The sequence below is a fragment of the Paracoccus sanguinis genome, assembly GCF_012689545.1.
Classification (GTDB): domain Bacteria; phylum Pseudomonadota; class Alphaproteobacteria; order Rhodobacterales; family Rhodobacteraceae; genus Paracoccus; species Paracoccus panacisoli.
Genome location: NZ_CP051542.1, coordinates 2,087,199 through 2,103,837 on the forward strand (window position 1 = coordinate 2,087,199; position 16,639 = coordinate 2,103,837).

The 16,639-nt window shown below is 70.2% G+C and carries 17 protein-coding genes; 11 read left to right on the forward strand and 6 right to left on the reverse strand.

Translation table 11 applies throughout. The features are described from left to right. Positions 1-33: 33 nt before the first annotated feature. Positions 34-1,560 (forward strand): aldehyde dehydrogenase, encoded by a 1,527-nt coding sequence (gene adh, locus HGN31_RS09960; protein WP_052176571.1) that lies wholly within the window; start codon positions 34-36, stop codon positions 1,558-1,560. A 93-nt stretch (positions 1,561-1,653) separates the two neighbouring features. Here adh and HGN31_RS09965 read toward each other — a convergent pair whose 3' ends face one another. Then, entirely contained in the window at positions 1,654-1,923 is a 270-nt protein-coding gene (locus HGN31_RS09965; RefSeq protein WP_168783077.1) for a hypothetical protein, read from the reverse strand. 117 nt (positions 1,924-2,040) lie between these two features. On the opposite strand from HGN31_RS09965, the gene HGN31_RS09970 reads away from it, so the two are divergent. The 3 genes from HGN31_RS09970 to argC are packed head-to-tail and all read left to right on the forward strand — an operon-like array spanning position 2,041 to position 4,372. Next, on the forward strand, positions 2,041-3,099 hold the full coding sequence (locus HGN31_RS09970) for a DNA topoisomerase IB (RefSeq protein WP_197055304.1): 1,059 nt from the start codon (positions 2,041-2,043) through the stop codon (positions 3,097-3,099). Beyond that, positions 3,096-3,425 (forward strand): DUF779 domain-containing protein, encoded by a 330-nt coding sequence (locus tag HGN31_RS09975; protein ID WP_168783078.1) that lies wholly within the window; start codon positions 3,096-3,098, stop codon positions 3,423-3,425. Before HGN31_RS09970 ends, HGN31_RS09975 begins: the two co-directional genes overlap by 4 nt. A gap of 41 nt (positions 3,426-3,466) precedes the next feature. Then, the gene (gene argC, locus HGN31_RS09980) at positions 3,467-4,372 is read left to right on the forward strand and encodes an N-acetyl-gamma-glutamyl-phosphate reductase (protein ID WP_168783079.1); all 906 of its coding nucleotides are present in this window, start codon (positions 3,467-3,469) and stop codon (positions 4,370-4,372) included. A 42-nt stretch (positions 4,373-4,414) separates the two neighbouring features. Here the strand turns inward: argC and HGN31_RS09985 are convergent, their stop codons facing one another. Genes HGN31_RS09985 through trxA form a run of 3 tightly spaced genes read right to left on the reverse strand, consistent with a single transcriptional unit; the run spans position 4,415 to position 6,178 of the window. Continuing rightward, on the reverse strand, positions 4,415-4,573 hold the full coding sequence (locus HGN31_RS09985; RefSeq protein ID WP_074826286.1) for a Trm112 family protein: 159 nt from the start codon (positions 4,571-4,573) through the stop codon (positions 4,415-4,417). 47 nt (positions 4,574-4,620) lie between these two features. Beyond that, the gene (locus HGN31_RS09990; protein ID WP_168783080.1) at positions 4,621-5,253 is read right to left on the reverse strand and encodes an LON peptidase substrate-binding domain-containing protein; all 633 of its coding nucleotides are present in this window, start codon (positions 5,251-5,253) and stop codon (positions 4,621-4,623) included. 16 nt (positions 5,254-5,269) lie between these two features. Beyond that, positions 5,270-6,178, reverse strand: a complete 909-nt coding sequence (gene trxA / locus HGN31_RS09995; RefSeq protein ID WP_168783081.1) for a thioredoxin — start codon at positions 6,176-6,178, stop codon at positions 5,270-5,272. A gap of 218 nt (positions 6,179-6,396) precedes the next feature. On the opposite strand from trxA, the gene HGN31_RS10000 reads away from it, so the two are divergent. Continuing rightward, on the forward strand, positions 6,397-8,502 hold the full coding sequence (locus HGN31_RS10000) for a PhoX family protein (RefSeq protein ID WP_168783082.1): 2,106 nt from the start codon (positions 6,397-6,399) through the stop codon (positions 8,500-8,502). Between the two features lie 281 nt (positions 8,503-8,783). Continuing rightward, complete coding sequence (gene nhaC / locus HGN31_RS10005; RefSeq protein WP_244960963.1) at positions 8,784-10,340, forward strand: Na+/H+ antiporter NhaC; 1,557 nt, start codon at positions 8,784-8,786, stop codon at positions 10,338-10,340. A gap of 77 nt (positions 10,341-10,417) precedes the next feature. Here nhaC and HGN31_RS10010 read toward each other — a convergent pair whose 3' ends face one another. Further along, a complete protein-coding gene (locus tag HGN31_RS10010; protein WP_036732252.1) occupies positions 10,418-11,209 on the reverse strand; it encodes an exodeoxyribonuclease III in 792 nt (263 codons plus the stop codon). 40 nt (positions 11,210-11,249) lie between these two features. On the opposite strand from HGN31_RS10010, the gene HGN31_RS10015 reads away from it, so the two are divergent. Both HGN31_RS10015 and HGN31_RS10020 read left to right on the forward strand, forming a co-directional pair. After that, on the forward strand, positions 11,250-12,254 hold the full coding sequence (locus HGN31_RS10015) for a glutathione S-transferase family protein (protein WP_168783083.1): 1,005 nt from the start codon (positions 11,250-11,252) through the stop codon (positions 12,252-12,254). Continuing rightward, a complete protein-coding gene (locus HGN31_RS10020) occupies positions 12,211-12,816 on the forward strand; it encodes a DUF421 domain-containing protein (protein WP_211096283.1) in 606 nt (201 codons plus the stop codon). The genes HGN31_RS10015 and HGN31_RS10020 overlap by 44 nt, the downstream gene beginning before the upstream one ends. A 36-nt stretch (positions 12,817-12,852) precedes the next feature. Here HGN31_RS10020 and HGN31_RS10025 read toward each other — a convergent pair whose 3' ends face one another. Beyond that, positions 12,853-13,539, reverse strand: a complete 687-nt coding sequence (locus tag HGN31_RS10025; protein ID WP_036708835.1) for a response regulator transcription factor — start codon at positions 13,537-13,539, stop codon at positions 12,853-12,855. 148 nt (positions 13,540-13,687) lie between these two features. Between HGN31_RS10025 and ribA the strand changes: the two genes are divergently transcribed. The 3 genes from ribA to HGN31_RS10040 all read left to right on the forward strand — a co-directional run bounded on the left by ribA (position 13,688) and on the right by HGN31_RS10040 (position 16,595). After that, positions 13,688-14,746: a GTP cyclohydrolase II gene (ribA, locus tag HGN31_RS10030; protein ID WP_168783084.1), complete on the forward strand. Its 1,059-nt coding sequence runs from the start codon at positions 13,688-13,690 to the stop codon at positions 14,744-14,746. Next, positions 14,746-15,285: a L,D-transpeptidase family protein gene (locus HGN31_RS10035; RefSeq protein WP_168783085.1), complete on the forward strand. Its 540-nt coding sequence runs from the start codon at positions 14,746-14,748 to the stop codon at positions 15,283-15,285. Before ribA ends, HGN31_RS10035 begins: the two co-directional genes overlap by 1 nt. A gap of 146 nt (positions 15,286-15,431) precedes the next feature. Beyond that, positions 15,432-16,595: a nucleotide sugar dehydrogenase gene (locus tag HGN31_RS10040; protein WP_168783086.1), complete on the forward strand. Its 1,164-nt coding sequence runs from the start codon at positions 15,432-15,434 to the stop codon at positions 16,593-16,595. Positions 16,596-16,639 lie beyond the last annotated feature (44 nt).

Here is a 16,639-nt window from a genome sequence, read left to right on the forward strand (position 1 = left end):
GTGGAGGACCGGGCCGAAGGGAGGACAAGAACCATGCCGAACGACCAGACGCACCCCTTCAAGGGGGTTGGCAACATGCCCTTTGCCAAGCGCTACGACAACTTCATCGGCGGCAAGTGGGTGGCGCCGCAGGCCGGGCGCTACTTCCAGAACTCGACCCCGATCACCGGGATGGACATGGGCGAGATCGCCCGCTCGGACGAGGGGGACGTGAACCTCGCGCTCGACGCGGCCCATGCCGCGGCCGACCAGTGGGGCCGGACCAGCGCGCAGGAACGCTCGACCATCCTGCTCAGGATCGCCGACCGGATGGAGCAGAACCTCGAGCTGCTCGCCACCGCCGAGACCTGGGACAACGGCAAGCCGATCCGCGAGACGATGGCCGCCGACGTGCCGCTGGCGATCGACCATTTCCGCTATTTCGCCGGGGTGCTGCGCGCGCAGGAGGGCTCGCTCAGCCAGATCGACGACAACACCGTGGCCTATCACTTCCACGAGCCGCTGGGCGTCGTGGGGCAGATCATCCCGTGGAACTTCCCGCTGCTGATGGCCTGCTGGAAGCTCGCCCCGGCGCTCGCGGCCGGGAACTGCGTCGTGCTGAAGCCGGCCGAGCAGACGCCCGCCTCGATCATGGTGTGGGCGGACCTGATCGGTGACCTGCTGCCGCCGGGCGTGCTGAACATCGTCAATGGCTTCGGGCTCGAGGCCGGCAAGCCGCTCGCCTCGTCGAAGCGGATCGCCAAGATCGCCTTCACCGGCGAGACCTCGACGGGTCGGCTGATCATGCAGTACGCGGCCGAGAACCTGATCCCGGTGACGCTCGAGCTGGGCGGCAAGTCGCCCAACGTGTTCTTCGCCGACGTCGCGCGCGAGGACGACGACTTCCTCGACAAGGCGCTGGAAGGCTTCACCATGTTCGCGCTGAACCAGGGCGAGATCTGCACCTGCCCCTCGCGCGTGCTGGTGCAGGAGTCGATCTACGAGAAGTTCATGGAGAAGGCCGTCGCCCGCACACAGGCGATCAAGCAGGGCGACCCGCGCGAGTCCGATACGATGATCGGCGCCCAGGCCAGCAAGGAACAGCACGACAAGATCAAGTCCTACCTCGACATCGGCCGGGGCGAGGGCGCCGAGGTGCTGACCGGCGGCGAGGCCGCGGACCTCGGGGGCGAGCTGTCGAGCGGCTATTACATCAAGCCGACGATCTTCAGGGGCAACAACAAGATGCGGATCTTCCAGGAGGAGATCTTCGGCCCCGTGGTTTCGGTCACGACCTTCAAGGACGAGGCCGAGGCGCTGTCGATCGCCAACGACACGCTCTACGGCCTCGGCGCGGGGGTGTGGAGCCGCGACATGAACACCTGCTACCGCATGGGCCGCGGGATCAAGGCGGGCCGGGTGTGGGTCAACAACTACCACGCCTATCCCGCGCACGCAGCCTTCGGCGGCTACAAGCAGTCGGGCATCGGGCGCGAGACGCACAAGATGATGCTCGACCACTACCAGCAGACCAAGAACATGCTGGTCAGCTACTCGCCGTCCAAGCTCGGGTTCTTCTGAGCCGCTGCGACCGGGGGCTTTGCGCCCCCGGACCCCCGCAGGATATTTGGGCAAGAAAGAAGGGGGGCGCCTGTCGCGGGCGCCCCCTTGGGTTCAGCGGTTCTCGGTGCCGAGGTTGCTGGTGCCGACGCGATGTTCGTCGGCCTTGCGGACGCGGGTGGTGCCGGCGTCGGGTTCATCGGCGCGCTTGTGTTCGTCCTCGGACCCGATCGCCTGCGCCATCGTCCCGCCGGCGCGGCCGCCGTGCGAGGGGGTGTCGTGGTCGTGCAGATAGGCGTCGGTGTCGCGGGTCAGTTCCGGCTGCTGGTCGGACTTCTGGTTCGGCTTCTGGTCGGGCTTCTGGTCGGGCTTCTGGTCGGCCATGTGCGTGTCCTTTCCTGTTGCCCGAGGAAAACCGGTCCGGCGCGGGCGAGGTTCCGCAACTCGCGCGACTGTCAAGACGTTCGGGGAAACGGCAGAGCACCGCGGGGAGGGATCGCCTTGGACGACAGCGGCACCATCGTCGATCCGCAGGATGCAGCCGAAAGCGTCGGGCTGCGCTACGTCTCGGACGGCGATCCTGGGATCACCCGGCGCAAGGCGGGCAAGGGGTTCAGCTACCGCGGCCTCGACGGCCGGCCGATCCGCGACAAGGCCGAGCTGGCGCGGATCAGGTCGCTGGCCATTCCGCCCGCCTATGCCGATGTCTGGATCTGCGCCGACCCCGAGGGGCACATCCAGGCCACCGGGCGCGATGCCAAGGGGCGCAAGCAATACCGCTATCACCCCCGCTTCCGCGAGGTCCGCGACAGCGCCAAGTATGACCGGATGCTGGCCTTTGCCCGCGTGCTGCCGGGGCTCAGGGCGCGGGTGGACGCCGACATGGCCCGCCGCGGGATGGGGCGCGAGAAGGTGCTGGCGACCGTCGTCCATCTGCTCGAGGCGACGATGATCCGGGTGGGCAACGCCGACTATGTGAAGCAGAACAAGTCGCACGGGCTGACCACGCTGCGCGACCGCCACGTCAAGGTCGAGGGGACCGAGGTGCGGTTCCGCTTCAAGGGCAAGTCGGGCAAGACCTGGGATCTCGGCCTGCGCGACCGGCGCGTGGCGCGGATCGTGCGGCAGAGCCAGGAGCTGCCGGGCCAGCACCTGTTCCAGTATCTCGACGACACGGGCGCGCAGCGCGAGGTGACCTCGGGCGACGTCAACGCCTACCTGCGCGAGATCACCGGCGAGGGGATCACCGCCAAGGACTTCCGCACCTGGACCGGGACGGTGCTCGCCGCGCTGGCGCTGGCCGAGTACGAGGCCGCCGACAGCGCCGCCGCCGCCAAGCGGAATGTCCGCGAGGCGATCGAGCAGGTGGCCGCCCGGCTGGGCAACACCCCCACCATCTGCCGCAAGTGCTATGTCCATCCGACAGTGATCGACAGCTACCTGGACGCCGACCTGAAGCTCGAGATCCGCGAGGAGATCGCGGAGGAGCTGGACGAGGGCGGGCTGCGCCCCGAGGAGGTGCGGGTGCTCGACTTCCTCGAAGCGCGGCTGGCGTCATGAGCGGGGTCACGGCGACCCCCGCGGCGCTGGCGCTGCTGGCCGAGATCGAGGCCGAGCACGGGCCGGTGATGTTCCACCTGTCCGGCGGGTGCTGCGACGGGACCGCGCCGATGGTCTATCCCGAGGGCGCGTTCCGGCTGGGCGCGCATGACGTGCAGTTGGGGACGGTCGGGGGCGCCGGGTTCTGGACCGGCGGGGCGCAGGCGGCGGCGTGGGCCGACGTGCCGCTGACGCTCGACGCGGTGCCCGGGCGCGGGGCGGGCTTCAGCCTCGACAACGCGCGCGACCGGCATTTCGTCCTCGTCGCGCCCACTTGCGCGGGCTGACCGGCTGGGCCACATCGGGACGGCACGAAAGGGGGCCACACATGGCGACGAAGGTGTTCATCGACGGCGAGGCCGGCACGACCGGCCTGCAGATCCGCGAGCGGCTTGCGGGGCGCGAGGATGTCGCGCTGGTGCAGGTCGATCCCGCGCGCCGCAAGGACGCCGACGCCCGCCGCGCGGCCCTGGCCGAGGCCGAGGTGGCGATTCTTTGCCTGCCCGACGCCGCCGCCCGCGATTCGGTGGCGCTGGCCGAGGGGCTGCCGGTGCGGTTCATCGACGCCTCGACGGCGCATCGGGTGGCCGACGGCTGGACCTACGGCTTCCCCGAGCTGGCGGCCGAGACCCGCGCCGCGATCCCCGGCGCGCGCTTCGTGGCCAACCCCGGCTGCTATGCGACCGGCGCCATCGCGATCCTCGCGCCGCTGGTCGCGGCCGGGCTGGTCGCGGCGGACGAGCCGCTGAGCCTCAACGCCGTCTCGGGCTACACCGGCGGCGGCAAGGAGATGATCGCCGAGATGGAGGCCGAGGGCGCGCCCGCCCATTTCGCCTATGCGCTGGGCCAGGGCCACAAGCACCTGCCCGAGATCATGGCCCGCACCGGGCTGACCCGTCGGCCGGTCTTCGCCCCGGCGGTGGGGCGCTACGCGCAGGGGATGATGGTGCAACTGCCGCTGCAACTCGGCGGCCGGCGGATCGCCGATCTGCGCACCGCGCTCGAGGCGCATTACGCGGGCAGCCGCTTCGTGCAGGTGGTGGACCCCGCGCCGCGGGTGGTGCCGACGGCGCTGAACGGGACGAACCAGCTCGAACTGTCGGTCCACGGCGACGACGCGAACGGCTGCGCGGTGGTGGTCGCGGTGCTCGACAACCTCGGCAAGGGGGCCTCGGGCGCGGCGGTGCAGAACCTCAACCTGATGATCGGCGCGGACGAGGCAGCGGGGCTCTGAGAAGCCGGGGATAGCGGGGTGGGCCCTAGGCCGCCCCGCCCCTCAGCCTGCCTTGATCTGCCGCGCCTCGCCGACCAGCATGATCGGAATGCCGTCGCGGATCGGGAAGGCGAGCCCGGCGGTGCGCGAGACCAGCTCCTGCCGGGCGGCGTCGTAGTCGAGCCGCCCGTGCGTCACCGGGCAGACCAGCGCTTCCAGCATATGGCGGTCGAAGGCGGGGCGGGGGGCCGCGTCGGGGTGGGTGTCGGTCAATGCAGCCTCTCCTCGTCGTCGCCGCCGTGCAGCGCGTATTCCATCAGCCCGTCGAGGATCGCCCGCCGCTCGGGCAGGGTCGCGGCCTCGAGCAGCGCTTGCTTTTCTTCGACCCCCAGCGGCAACAGCATCGACAGCGAGTTGACCAGCAGCTCGTCCCCCGCCTCTTCCGCCGCGTTCCAGTCGGTCGAGAGGTCGCGCGCGGCCATGTAGCGGCCCAGCCGCTCCATGAACGCCGGGCGGTCGAACTCGGGGTCGTCGGGCACCGCGCCGCGGCGGTCGGCGCCGTAGCCCGCCCAGTCCACCTTGCCGCGCATGTAGGGGGTGAAGCCGTCCAGCGCCTCGACCAGCCGGAAGCGCGAGACGGCGCGCAGCGAGATCATCATCCGCCCGTCGTCATCCTCGGAAAACATCGCCACCCGGCCGGCGGTGCCCACCGCGGCAAGGCCGTCGCCGATCGGCTGGATCATCCCGATCAGCCGGTCGCCCGAGCGCAGCACGTCCTCCATCATCTGCAGGTAGCGCGGCTCGAAGATGTGCAGCGGCAGGCGGGTGCGCGGCAGCAGCACCGCGCCGGGCAGCGGGAACAGCGGCAGCGTGTCGGGCAGGGGCGGGGTGCCGGGGGCCATCGTCGGGCGCCGCGGCTCAGGCGAAGATCAGCGAACTGAGCCGGCGGCGGCCCTTCTGCACCAGCGGATCGGTGGGCGGCAGCGCGTCGAAGATGGTCAGAAGCTGCGCCTTGGCGGCGCCGTCGTTCCAGTCGCGGTCGCGGCGGAACGACTCGAGCAGCTGGTCGATGGCCTCCTCGACGCGCCCGGCGGCGTGCAGCGCGGTGGCGAGGTCGAGGCGGGCCTGATGGTCGGCCGGATCGGCCGCCACGCGGGCCTCGAGATCGGCGAGGGGGCCGGCGTTGGCGGCCTGCCGGGCGAGCGCGAGCTGCGCGCGGGCGGCCTCGACCGGGGCGGTGCGGGCCACCGCGGCGGGCACGGCGGCCAGCGCCGCGTCGGCCGCGTCGGCGTCGCCGGCGGCCAGCCGGGCACGGACCAGCCCGCCCCAGGCCTGCGCGTTCTCGGGCTCTTCGCCGAGGATCGCGTCGAACGTCTCGGCCGCGTCGGCGGCGGCGCCCTCGGCCAGCATCGCCTCGGCCGCCTCGAGCGCGGCGCCCAGGCCCCCGTCGTCGCCGCCGAGCGCCACGAGCTTCTCGACGAACTTCTTGATCTCGCTCGCCGGCAGCGCGCCCTGGAAGGCGTCGACCGGCTGGCCCTGGAAGAAGGCGAAGACCGTGGGGATCGACTGCACGCGCAGCTGCGCGGCGATCATCTGGTTCTTGTCCACGTCCACCTTGGCCATCCGCACCCGGCCCTTGTGGCGCGCCACCTCGGCCTCGAGCGCGGGGCCGAGCGTTTTGCAGGGGCCGCACCACGGCGCCCAGAAATCGACGATCACCGGCACCTGCATCGAGGCGTCGATGACCTCGGCCATGAAATCGGCCTCGGACACGTCCTTGATGAAATCCGACGGCGCGGGGGCGGCCGGGGTGTCGCCGAAAAGCATGGGGAACCTCATTGCGCGAACTCGGCGGCAATATGGGGTCTCGGCGGCGAAAGGGAAAGACCGCCGCGGCGGGCGGCCACGGCCGGCCACGGCGCCCGAGGGGGCCGCAGGGGGGGCGCCCTGTCACGAAACCGTCGCGCGATTGCCATCCCCGCGTCATGCGGCGGGGGCATGACCGCCCCGCAACGCCAGTCCACGCCATTCGAACGGAGCCACCGATGCGCGACGACATGAACTATGAGGCGGATTACGCCGATCCCACCCAATCGCCGGACTTCGAGCCAGGTGACGAGGGGCTGTCGAACACCTCGGCCAACCCGACCTTCTACGACGTGGTGGAAACCGCCCGCGCCTCGCGCCGCAGCGTGCTGTTCGGCGGGCTCGCCGCGGCCGTCACCGGCGTCTTCGGCACCGGGCTGAGCACCCGCGGGGCGCTGGCCCAGACCACCACCGCGGGCGGCAACCCCGTCGCCGGCGCCACCGCCACCGCCACGCCGACCCCGGGCCTGCTGGGCTTCAAGGCCGTCTCGGTCGGGATGGGCGACACGGTCGTCGTCCCCGAGGGCTACACCGTCCGCACGCTGGGCGCCTGGGGCACCCCGATCCTCGGCGACATGCCGGCCTTCCGCCCCGGCGCCAACACCGGGGCCGAGCAGGCGATGCAGACCGGGATGCACCACGACGGGATGCACTTCTTCCCGATCGACGGCTCGTCCGATGACGGGCTGCTGGTCGTGAACCACGAATACATCGAGCCGCGCTTCCTGCACGCCGAGGCCTACAAGGGCCAGGCGCTCGACTCGGACGAGGTGGTCTATGACGGCGAGACCCGCCCCGACGACCACGTGCTGAAGGAAATGAACGCGCACGGCGTCTCGGTCTACCGCATCACCAAGGGCGCGGACGGCGCCTTTGCGCCGGTGGCCGACGCCCACAACCGCCGGATCACCGCGCTGACCGAGATCGACATCGCCGGCCCCGCCAAGGGCTCGAAGCTGCTGGTCACGAAATACGCCCCGAACGGCGACAAGACCCGCGGCACGATCAACAACTGCGCCTATGGCGTGACGCCGTGGAACACCTACATGGCCGCCGAAGAGAACTGGGCGGGCTACTTCACCAGCCACGACGCCGAGAACGGCGAGCCGAAGCTGCCGCGCGAGCTCAAGCGCTATGGCGTCGTCGCCGGCAAGAACGGCCGCTACGGGTGGGAGAAGGCCGCGGGCGGCGCGGACGAATACATCCGCTTCGACGCTTCGACCAAGGGCGCCTCGGCCGCCGAGGACTATCGCAACGAGCCGAACCAGTTCGGCTGGATGGTCGAGATCGACCCGTTCAAGCCCGACGCGAAGCCCGTCAAGCGCACCCACCTGGGCCGCTTCGGCCATGAGGGCGTGGTCTTCGCCCCGGCCGTCGAGGGCAAGCCGGTGGTCTGCTACTCGGGCGACGACTCGCGGTTCGAGTACATCTACAAGTTCGTGTCGAAGGCGCCGTTCCAGAAGGGCGTGACGGACGGCTCGATCCTCGACGAGGGCACGCTCTATGTCGCGCGCTTCAACCCCGACGGGTCGGGCGAGTGGCTGGCGCTGGCGCCGGGCGAGAACGGCCTGACGCCCGAGGCGGGTTTTGCCGATCTGGGCGAGATCCTCGTCAACACCCGCGCGGCGGCTGACCTCGCCGGCGCGACCAAGATGGACCGCCCCGAGTGGGGCGCGGTCGATCCGAACACCGGCGAGGTCTACTTCACCCTCACCAACAACACCAAGCGGACCGAGGCGAAGGTCGACCCGGTCAACCCGCGGGCCAAGAACCAGTTCGGCCAGATCGTCCGCTGGCGCTACCGCGATGCCGACCACGCGCAGACCGCCTTCACCTGGGACCTGTTCGTGATCGCCGGCGACGCGGACACCAGCCGGGTCTTCACCGGCGAGGCGCTGGGCGAGGACAACATCTTCGCCTGCCCGGACGGGCTGTGGTTCGACGCCGACTCGCGCCTGTGGATCCAGACCGACATCGGCGAGGACAACATGTACAAGGGCGACATGGAGCAGATGGGCAACAACCAGATGCTCTGCGCCGACCCGCGCTCGGGTGAGATCCGCCGCTTCCTTACCGGCCCGATCGGGCAGGAGGTGACGGGCGTCATCACCACCCCGGACCAGAAGACGATGTTCGTGGGCCTGCAGCACCCCGGCGCCACCACGTCGCCCGAGGACTATGCCGCCGGCAAGTTCAGCTCGAGCTACCCGGACGGGAACGGCGCGATCCCGCGCTCGGTCACGCTGGTCATCACCCGCGACGACGGCGGCGTGATCGGGGCCTGAGCCTGATCTGAAGCGCAACAGGGGCGGCGGGCCTGCGGGTCCGCCGTCTCCGTTTCGGGGACCGGGAGGCGGTACGTGCCAGCGGCGGCCTCGGCAGGTGCCGGTGCGGGCCGCCATCCCCCACCGTGAGGCCTCAACGTCGCACGATCCGCCCTATCGGACCCTCGCGAATCCTTGCCCGGAACCGGCAGGCCCGACCTGCGGTTTCCCTGCAAGGTAGCCAGAACGTGATCTTTCCGCTATAGGGTCAACCTCAATGACCTAACGAGAGGAGCCACCGCTTGACGGATGCAACCGTTCAGGACACCGGGCCGCGCACGCTGCCGTCGCTCGGATTGGCGATACTGCCGATCATCGTCACCTTGGGCCTGCTGGCCCTGCAACTCTTCTATTACAACGACTTCACCCCCCATATCCCGCTGATCCTCGGCCTCGCCTTCACCGGCCTGCTGGGCGTGCTGCGCGGGCAGCGCTGGATGGATATCCGCGAGGGGGTCTTTCACGTCATTCACGTCTCGATGCCGTCGCTGTCGGTCCTGATCGTCGTCGGGATGCTGATCGGGGTTTGGATCGCCTCGGGCACGGTGCCGACGCTGATCTATTACGGCCTGACGGTGCTGACGCCGCAGATCTTCCTCGCCGCGGCGATGGTGCTGTGCGCGGTCGTGTCGGTCTCGCTGGGGACGAGCTGGGGCACGGTCGGAACCATCGGCCTCGCGCTGATGGGGATCGGGGCGGGCTTCGGCATCCCGCCGGTCTGGACCGCGGGCGCGGTCGTCTCGGGCGCGTTCTTCGGGGACAAGGTGTCGCCGCTGTCGGACACCACCAACCTCGCCCCGGCGGTCACCGGCCAGAACGTCTTCGACCACATCAAGAACATGATGCCGACCACCGTGCCGGCGATGCTGATCGCGCTGACCATCTATATCGTCGCGGGATATGCGCTGATCGAGCCCGCCGACACCTCGTTCGCCAGCATCGAGCGCATCACCACCCGGCTTGACCAGGACTTCCAGCTCGGGCTGATCCCGCTGCTGCCGGCGCTCGCGGTGCTGATCCTGGCGCTGATGAAGAAGCCGCCGCTGCCGTCGCTCTTTGCCGGCGTGCTGCTCGGGGCGCTGGTGGCGATGTTCTACCAGGGCGCGGGGCTGCACGACGTCTTCAGCTACGCCAACGACGGGTTCCGCACCGAGACGGGCATCGCCGAGATCGACACGCTGCTGAACAAGGGCGGCATCCAGTCGATGATGTGGACCATCTCGCTGATGCTCATCGCGTTGGGCTTCGGGGGCGCGCTCGAGCGCACCGGCTGCCTCGAGGCGATCATCCAGGCGATCATCGCGCGGGTGAAGTCGTTCGCCGGGGTCCAGACCTCGGCCATCGGCACGGCCTTCGCCACCAACATGGTCGCGGGCGACCCATACATCTCGATCGCGCTGCCGGGGCGGATGTTCTCGCCGCTCTATCGCGGGATGGGGTATTCGACGCTGAACCTCAGCCGCGCGGTGGAAGAGGGCGGCACGATGATGTCGCCGCTGATCCCGTGGAACGCGGGCGGCGCCTTCGTGATCTCGGCCCTCGGGCTCGGGGTGATGGACGGGAACCTCGGCGACCTGATGTACATCCCGCTGTCCTTCGCCTGCTGGATCTCGCCGCTGATCGGCATCTTCTACGCCATCACCGGGTTCTTCTCGCCCCGCGCGTCCGACGCCGAGCGTGCGACGTGGGAGGAGACGGGCGAGACGGTGATGGACCTCGGCGATCACGCGCTGGCCGACAGCGATGCGGCCGATGCCGAGATCGAGCGGGTGACGCACGACCCCACGCGGCAGCACTGACCGCGCCCTCGTGGTGCCAACAAGGGGGGGCGTTCTGCGCCCCCCCTTTCGCGTTCCGGCTTAAGGAAAGGGTCGGCTCAGACGTCCAGATCGAACGCCGCGACCACCGGCACGTGGTCGCTCGGCTGCTCCCACCCCCGCACCGGGCGCAGCACCCGGCTCGCGTGGCCCGCGGCGGCGATGTCGGCCGAGGCCCAGATGTGGTCCAGCCGCCGGCCGCGGTCCGAGGCGTCCCAGTCGCGGTTGCGATAGCTCCACCACGAAAACAGTGGCCCCTCGGGGATGTCCTGCCGGGTGATGTCCACCCAATGCCCCGCGTCCTGCGCCGCAAGCAGGTGCTCGACCTCGACCGGGGTATGGCTCACGACCTTGAGCAGCGCCTTGTGGGACCAGACGTCATCCTCGCGCGGGGCGATGTTCAGGTCGCCGACGAGGATCGACCGCGACGGGCGGTCGGCGTGGAAGGCGTCGCGCATCTCGGTCAGGAAATCGAGCTTCTGCCCGAACTTGAGGTTCACCTCGCGGTCGGGAATGTCGCCCCCGGCCGGGACGTAGAGGTTGTGGATCGTCACCCCGTTCTCAAGCCGGGCCGCGACGTGGCGGGCGTGGCCGAGCCGCGCATAGTCGCGGTCGCCCGCATCCGAGATCGGCAGCCGCGACAGGATCGCCACGCCGTTGTAGCCGCGCTGCCCGCGCGCCACCATCCAGCGGTAGCCGGCATCGTGGAAGAGCTGCGCCGGGATCTTCTCGACCGGCGACTTGCATTCCTGCAGGCAGAGGATGTCGGGCGCTTCCTCGGACAGCAGCCGGGTGACGAGCCCCGCCCTGAGCCGGACCGAGTTGATGTTCCAGGTCGCGATGGTGAACATGGGGGGCGGGATAGCCCGCGGGCAGGGAAAGGGAAAGCCGATGAACCAGCTCGTCGACGGGAAATGGGTCTATGGCAGCGTGGGCGCCGCCGAGGGCGATGGCGCCTATCGCCGCCAGGACGCGGGGTTCCGCAACTGGATCACCCCCGACGGCCGCCCCGGCCCCACGGGCGAAGGCGGGTTCGCGGCCGAGGCCGGGCGCTATCACCTCTATGTCTCGTACGCCTGCCCCTGGGCGCACCGCACGCTGATCTTCCGCGCGCTCAAGGGGCTCGAGGGCCTCATCGGCCTGTCGGTCGTCCACCCGCTGATGGGCCGCGACGGGTGGAGCTTTGCGACCGATTTCCCCGGCGCGACGGGCGACCCGCTGCTGGGGTCGGCGCATGTCCGCGACATCTACCTGCGGGCGCGGCCGGACATGACCGGCAAGGCCACGGTGCCGATCCTGTGGGACAAGGCCCGCGGCACGATCGTCTCGAACGAATCGAGCGAGATCATCCGGATGTTCGACAGCGCCTTCGACGGGCTGACCGGCAGCATCCTGACCTTCTGCCCCGAGGCGCTTTCGGACCGCGTGGCCGAGGTCAACGCCCGGGTCTACGACAACTTCAACAACGGGGTGTACAAGGCCGGCTTCGCCTCGACGCAAGAGGCGTATGACGCCGCCGTCGGGCCGGTGTTCGAGACGATGGCCTGGGCCGACGAGGTGCTGTCGCGGCAGCGCTACCTCGCCGGGGACCAACTGACCGAGGCGGACTGGCGGATGTTCACCAGCGCGGTGCGGTTCGACAACGTCTATCACACGCATTTCCGCTGCAACCGGGCGTGGCTGCGGGATTATCCGAACCTGTGGCGGTGGACGCGCGAGCTGTACCAGATCCCCGGCGTGGCCGGGACGGTGCGGCACGATCACATCGTGAACCATTACTACCGCAGCCACCCGGACCTGAACAAATACGGCATCATCCCGATCAACCCGGTGATCGACTGGGACGCGCCGCATGGGCGCGACGCCATCGGCGGCGGGGCCGACGATGCTGTTTGACGGGTGGGACGAGCTGGGGCGCGTCCTCGTCATGGGCGTGCTCGGCTACGCCGGGCTGATCGTGATCCTGAGGGTCACCGGCAAGCGGACGCTGGCGAAGATGAACGCCTTTGACCTCGTCGTCACGGTCTCGCTCGGCTCGGTGCTCGCGGCGGCGGTGCTGGACGAGAACGTCTCGCTGGCCGAGGCCATCGCCGCCTTCGTCGTGCTGTGCGGGTTGCAGTTCGTGATCGCCTGGGCGGCGGTCCGGTCCGAGCGCGTGCGCGCCCTCGTCGCGTCCGAGCCGGCGTTGCTGGCGTGGGAGGGGCGGGTTCTGCCCGATGCGCTCAAGCGCGAGCGGGTGGCGGTCGAGGAGCTGCGCAGCGTGCTGCGGGCCGCCGGGCGGACCTCGCTCGAGGGCGTGCGGGCCGTCGTGCTCGAGACGGACGGGTCGTTCAGCGTCGTCGGCGCGGATGAGGGGGACAGTGCGCCGCTCGCAGGCCGCGCGGGGGACCGCTTCCTGGCGCTCGATGGCGTCGTCGCGCCCAAGGGCCTCGGCCCCGCGCACCTGCGCCAGCGGTAGGGCCGGGCGCCCGTTGACGGGGCGCCCGCGCGAGAGTCAGGCCACCAGCCGGTAGCCGCCCGATTCCGTGACCAGCAGCCGGGCGTTGGAGGGCTCGGGCTCGATCTTCTGGCGCAGCCGGTAGATGTGGGTTTCCAGCGTATGCGTGGTCACCCCGGCGTTGTAGCCCCAGACCTCGTGCAAGAGCACGTCCCGCGCCACCACCCCGTCCTGCGCACGATACAGGAACTTGAGGATGTTGGTTTCCTTCTCGGTCAGCCGGATCTTGCGGTCCTTGGCGTCGATCAGCATCTTCATCGCCGGCTTGAAGGTATAGGGGCCAAGCTGGAAGATCGCGTCCTCGGACTGCTCATGCGTGCGCAGCTGCGCGCGCAGCCGGGCCAGCAGCACCGGGAACTTGAACGGCTTGGTGATGTAGTCGTTGGCGCCCGAATCGAGGCCCAGGATCGTGTCGGCGTCGGTGTCGTGGCCGGTCAGCATGACGATCGGGCACTTCACACCCTGCTTGCGCAGCCGCTTGCAGAGCTCGCGCCCGTCGGTGTCGGGCAGGCCCACGTCCAGCACGACCAGATCGAAGATCGCGCCCTTGGTCTTGTCCACCGCCTCGGCGCCCGAGGCGGCCTCGAACACGTCGAAATCCTCGGTTGCGACCAGCTGTTCGGCCAGCGCCTCGCGCAGGTCGTCCTCGTCGTCGACCAGCAGGATCTTCTTCAGACCAGCCATGGGGCCCTCCGTTTGATGAGCGTCTCGGGTGCAACATGGGGGCGGGCGGCGCGGGGTCCAGCGGGTTGCAATGTTTCTCACATCCTGTTGTCGCCGGGCGGGGTTATGTTACGGAATGTTTCATGATTTGCCCTGCGGCCAAGGCGCCATGAGCCTGATCCCCACCCTTGCCGAGACCATCAGCCGCGCCCGCGCCGATCTGCGGGTGGGCCTGCCGGTGGGGTTCGGCGGCTGGCTTGGCGCCTCGGTCGAGACGCTGTCGCCGGCGCGGCTGGCCGACCTGCGGGCGCTCGGGCCGGTGGTGCTGGCGGTGACCGGGCGGCGGGCCGAGACGCTGAAGGCGCGGGCCTATGACGGCGACCTCGCCCGGGTGCGGGTGCCGGCCGAGGCCGACGTGGCCTGGCTGCGCGCGGTGGCCGACCCGGCCGACGACCTGCGGATGCCGATGAAGGGGCCGCTGTTCACCGACCGGGACGGCGACACCACGCCGCACCGCGCCGCACTGGCGCTCGCCAAGTCGGCCGAGCTGCTGCCGGCGATGGTGATGGTCGAGGACGCCGCGCCCGAGGGCCTGACCCGGCTGCCGCCCGGCCCGACGCTGGCGCAGCTCGCGGCCGAGACGGTGCTGGCGCCGGTCGCCTCGGCCCGGCTGCCGCTGGCGGCGGCCGAGCGGTCGCGGCTGCACGTGCTGCGCCCCGACGACGGCGGGATCGAGCATTACGCGGTCGAGATCGGCGCCCCGCGTCGCGACCTGCCGGTGCTCGCGCGGCTGCACTCGGCCTGCTTCACCGGCGACGTGCTGGGCAGCCTCAAATGCGACTGCGGCCCGCAGCTGCACGCCGCGCTGACCACGATGGGCGGCGCAGGCGAGGGGGTGCTGCTCTATCTCAACCAGGAGGGGCGGGGCATCGGGCTGGCCAACAAGATGCGCGCGTATGACCTGCAATCGCAGGGGTTCGACACGGTCGAGGCGAACCACCGGCTCGGGTTCGAGGATGACGAGCGCGACTTCCGCCTTGGCGCCGCGATGCTGCGGCGGCTGGGGTTCTCGGCCGTGCGGCTGATGACCAACAACCCGCGCAAGGTCGAGATGATGCAGAGCCACGGGATCGAGGTGGTCGAGCGCGTGCCGCTGGTCGTCGGCCGTAACCGCTGGAACGACGCCTATCTGGCGGTCAAGCGCGACAAGTCGGGGCATCTGCTGTGATGCGGCTGACGCCCGTGGGGCTGTGGGCCTTCGGCCGGGTGCTGCCCTATTCGGTCGGGCGCGGCGGGGTCACCACCGTCAAGCGCGAGGGCGACGGCGCGACGCCCGCGGGCACGCACCGGATCGTGGGGCTGCTCTACCGCCCGGACCGCATGGCCGCGCCCGCGCCCTGGGCCGAGCCGATCGGGCCGGGCGACTTGTGGTGCGACGACCCCGCGCATCCCGACTACAACCACGCCGTCCGCGCGCCCTGCGCGGCCAGCCACGAGGTGCTGCGGCGGGCCGATCCGCTCTATGACCTGATCCTCGTCACCGACTGGAACTGGCCCGAGGCGCGGCCCGGCGCGGGGTCGGCGATCTTCCTGCACCAGTGGCGGCGGCCGGGGTATCCGACCGCGGGCTGCATCGCGATGGGGCGCGCCGACTTGCGCTGGCTCGCGGAACGCGCGGGGCCGGGGACGCGGCTGGAGGTGCCGCCCGCGCTGGCCGGGCGGGTGGCGCGGATTTGGGGGGCAGGAGCCTCCGGCGGGGATATTTAGGTCCAGCCCGAGGGCGAGGCCGGGGGGCTGACAGTTGTGCAACGGGGTCGGGGCGGGTGCGGTGACGTCGCTGCGCGGGCGTCTGGCCCTTGCCCACTGGGCCCATGAGGTGCAACAGGGCCGGGCGAAACGTGGGGATTGATGCGATGAAGATTGCGGTTGCCGGTCTTGGGTATGTGGGGCTGTCGCTCGCCGTGCTGCTGGCGCGGGCGAACCGGGTCGTGGCGCTGGACGTGAACCCGGCCCGCGTGGATGCCGTCAACGCCCGCCGCTCGCCCATCGAGGATGCCGAGATCAGCGCCTTCTTCGCCCGCGAGACGCTGGACCTGACCGCGACGCTCGACCCGGCGGAGGCGCTCAGGGACGCGGACTACGTCATCGTCGCCACGCCGACCAACTATGACGCCCGCACCAACCGCTTCGACACCGCGAGCGTCGAGCAGGTCATCGCGCTTTCGCGTCGCTTCGCGCCTGGGGCGACGGTCGTGGTCAAGTCCACCGTCCCGGTCGGCTTCACCGCGCGGATGCGGGCCGAGCATGGCAGCGACGCGATCCTGTTCTCGCCCGAGTTCCTGCGCGAGGGGCGCGCGCTCTGGGACAACCTGCACCCCTCGCGCATCATCGTCGGCGACACCACGCCCGCGGCGCACGGCTTCGCCGACCTGCTGACCGCAGGCGCCGAGACCTGCGGGCCGGTGATGTTCACCGGCTCGACCGAGGCCGAGGCGATCAAGCTCTTTGCCAACACCTACCTCGCCATGCGGGTGGCGTTCTTCAACGAGTTGGACAGCTATGCGCTGACCAAGGGCCTCGAGGCGCGCCAGATCGTCGAGGGCGTGTGCCTCGATCCGCGCATCGGGTCGCACTACAACAACCCGAGCTTCGGCTATGGCGGCTACTGCCTGCCCAAGGACACCCGGCAGCTGCTGGCGAACTACGAGACGGTGCCGCAGAACCTGATCGCGGCGGTGGTCGAATCGAACCGCACCCGCAAGGACGTGATCGCGGACCTGATCATCGCCCGCCGCCCGGCCTGCGTCGGCGTGCACCGGCTGGTGATGAAGGCGGGGTCGGACAATTTCCGCGACAGCTCGATCCAGGGGATCATGAAGCGGGTCAAGGCCAAGGGCATCCCCTGCATCGTCTATGAGCCGGCGCTGGACGAGCCGCATTTCTTCAACTCGCCGGTGGTCAACGACCTTTCGGACTTCAAGTCCCGCGCCGACCTGATCATCGCCAACCGGATGTCGGCCGACCTCGAGGATGTCGCGGACAAGGTCTTCACCCGCGATCTCTTCGGCGGGGATTGAGGGGGGCGCTGACACGCGATTGACACGCCCGCGCCACGCGCCTG

Bases quoted from the DNA above. Each gene is read 5' to 3' on its own strand.
- adh (WP_052176571.1), top strand. From the start codon at position 34: ATGCCGAACGACCAGACGCACCCCTTCAAGGGGGTTGGCAACATGCCC.
- HGN31_RS09965 (WP_168783077.1), bottom strand. From the start codon at position 1,923: ATGGCCGACCAGAAGCCCGACCAGAAGCCCGACCAGAAGCCGAACCAG.
- HGN31_RS09975 (WP_168783078.1), top strand. From the start codon at position 3,096: ATGAGCGGGGTCACGGCGACCCCCGCGGCGCTGGCGCTGCTGGCCGAG.
- argC (WP_168783079.1), top strand. From the start codon at position 3,467: ATGGCGACGAAGGTGTTCATCGACGGCGAGGCCGGCACGACCGGCCTG.
- HGN31_RS09985 (WP_074826286.1), bottom strand. From the start codon at position 4,573: ATGCTGGAAGCGCTGGTCTGCCCGGTGACGCACGGGCGGCTCGACTAC.
- HGN31_RS09990 (WP_168783080.1), bottom strand. From the start codon at position 5,253: ATGGCCCCCGGCACCCCGCCCCTGCCCGACACGCTGCCGCTGTTCCCG.
- trxA (WP_168783081.1), bottom strand. From the start codon at position 6,178: ATGCTTTTCGGCGACACCCCGGCCGCCCCCGCGCCGTCGGATTTCATC.
- HGN31_RS10000 (WP_168783082.1), top strand. From the start codon at position 6,397: ATGCGCGACGACATGAACTATGAGGCGGATTACGCCGATCCCACCCAA.
- HGN31_RS10010 (WP_036732252.1), bottom strand. From the start codon at position 11,209: ATGTTCACCATCGCGACCTGGAACATCAACTCGGTCCGGCTCAGGGCG.
- HGN31_RS10015 (WP_168783083.1), top strand. From the start codon at position 11,250: ATGAACCAGCTCGTCGACGGGAAATGGGTCTATGGCAGCGTGGGCGCC.
- HGN31_RS10020 (WP_211096283.1), top strand. From the start codon at position 12,211: ATGGGCGCGACGCCATCGGCGGCGGGGCCGACGATGCTGTTTGACGGG.
- HGN31_RS10025 (WP_036708835.1), bottom strand. From the start codon at position 13,539: ATGGCTGGTCTGAAGAAGATCCTGCTGGTCGACGACGAGGACGACCTG.
- ribA (WP_168783084.1), top strand. From the start codon at position 13,688: ATGAGCCTGATCCCCACCCTTGCCGAGACCATCAGCCGCGCCCGCGCC.
- HGN31_RS10035 (WP_168783085.1), top strand. From the start codon at position 14,746: ATGCGGCTGACGCCCGTGGGGCTGTGGGCCTTCGGCCGGGTGCTGCCC.
- HGN31_RS10040 (WP_168783086.1), top strand. From the start codon at position 15,432: ATGAAGATTGCGGTTGCCGGTCTTGGGTATGTGGGGCTGTCGCTCGCC.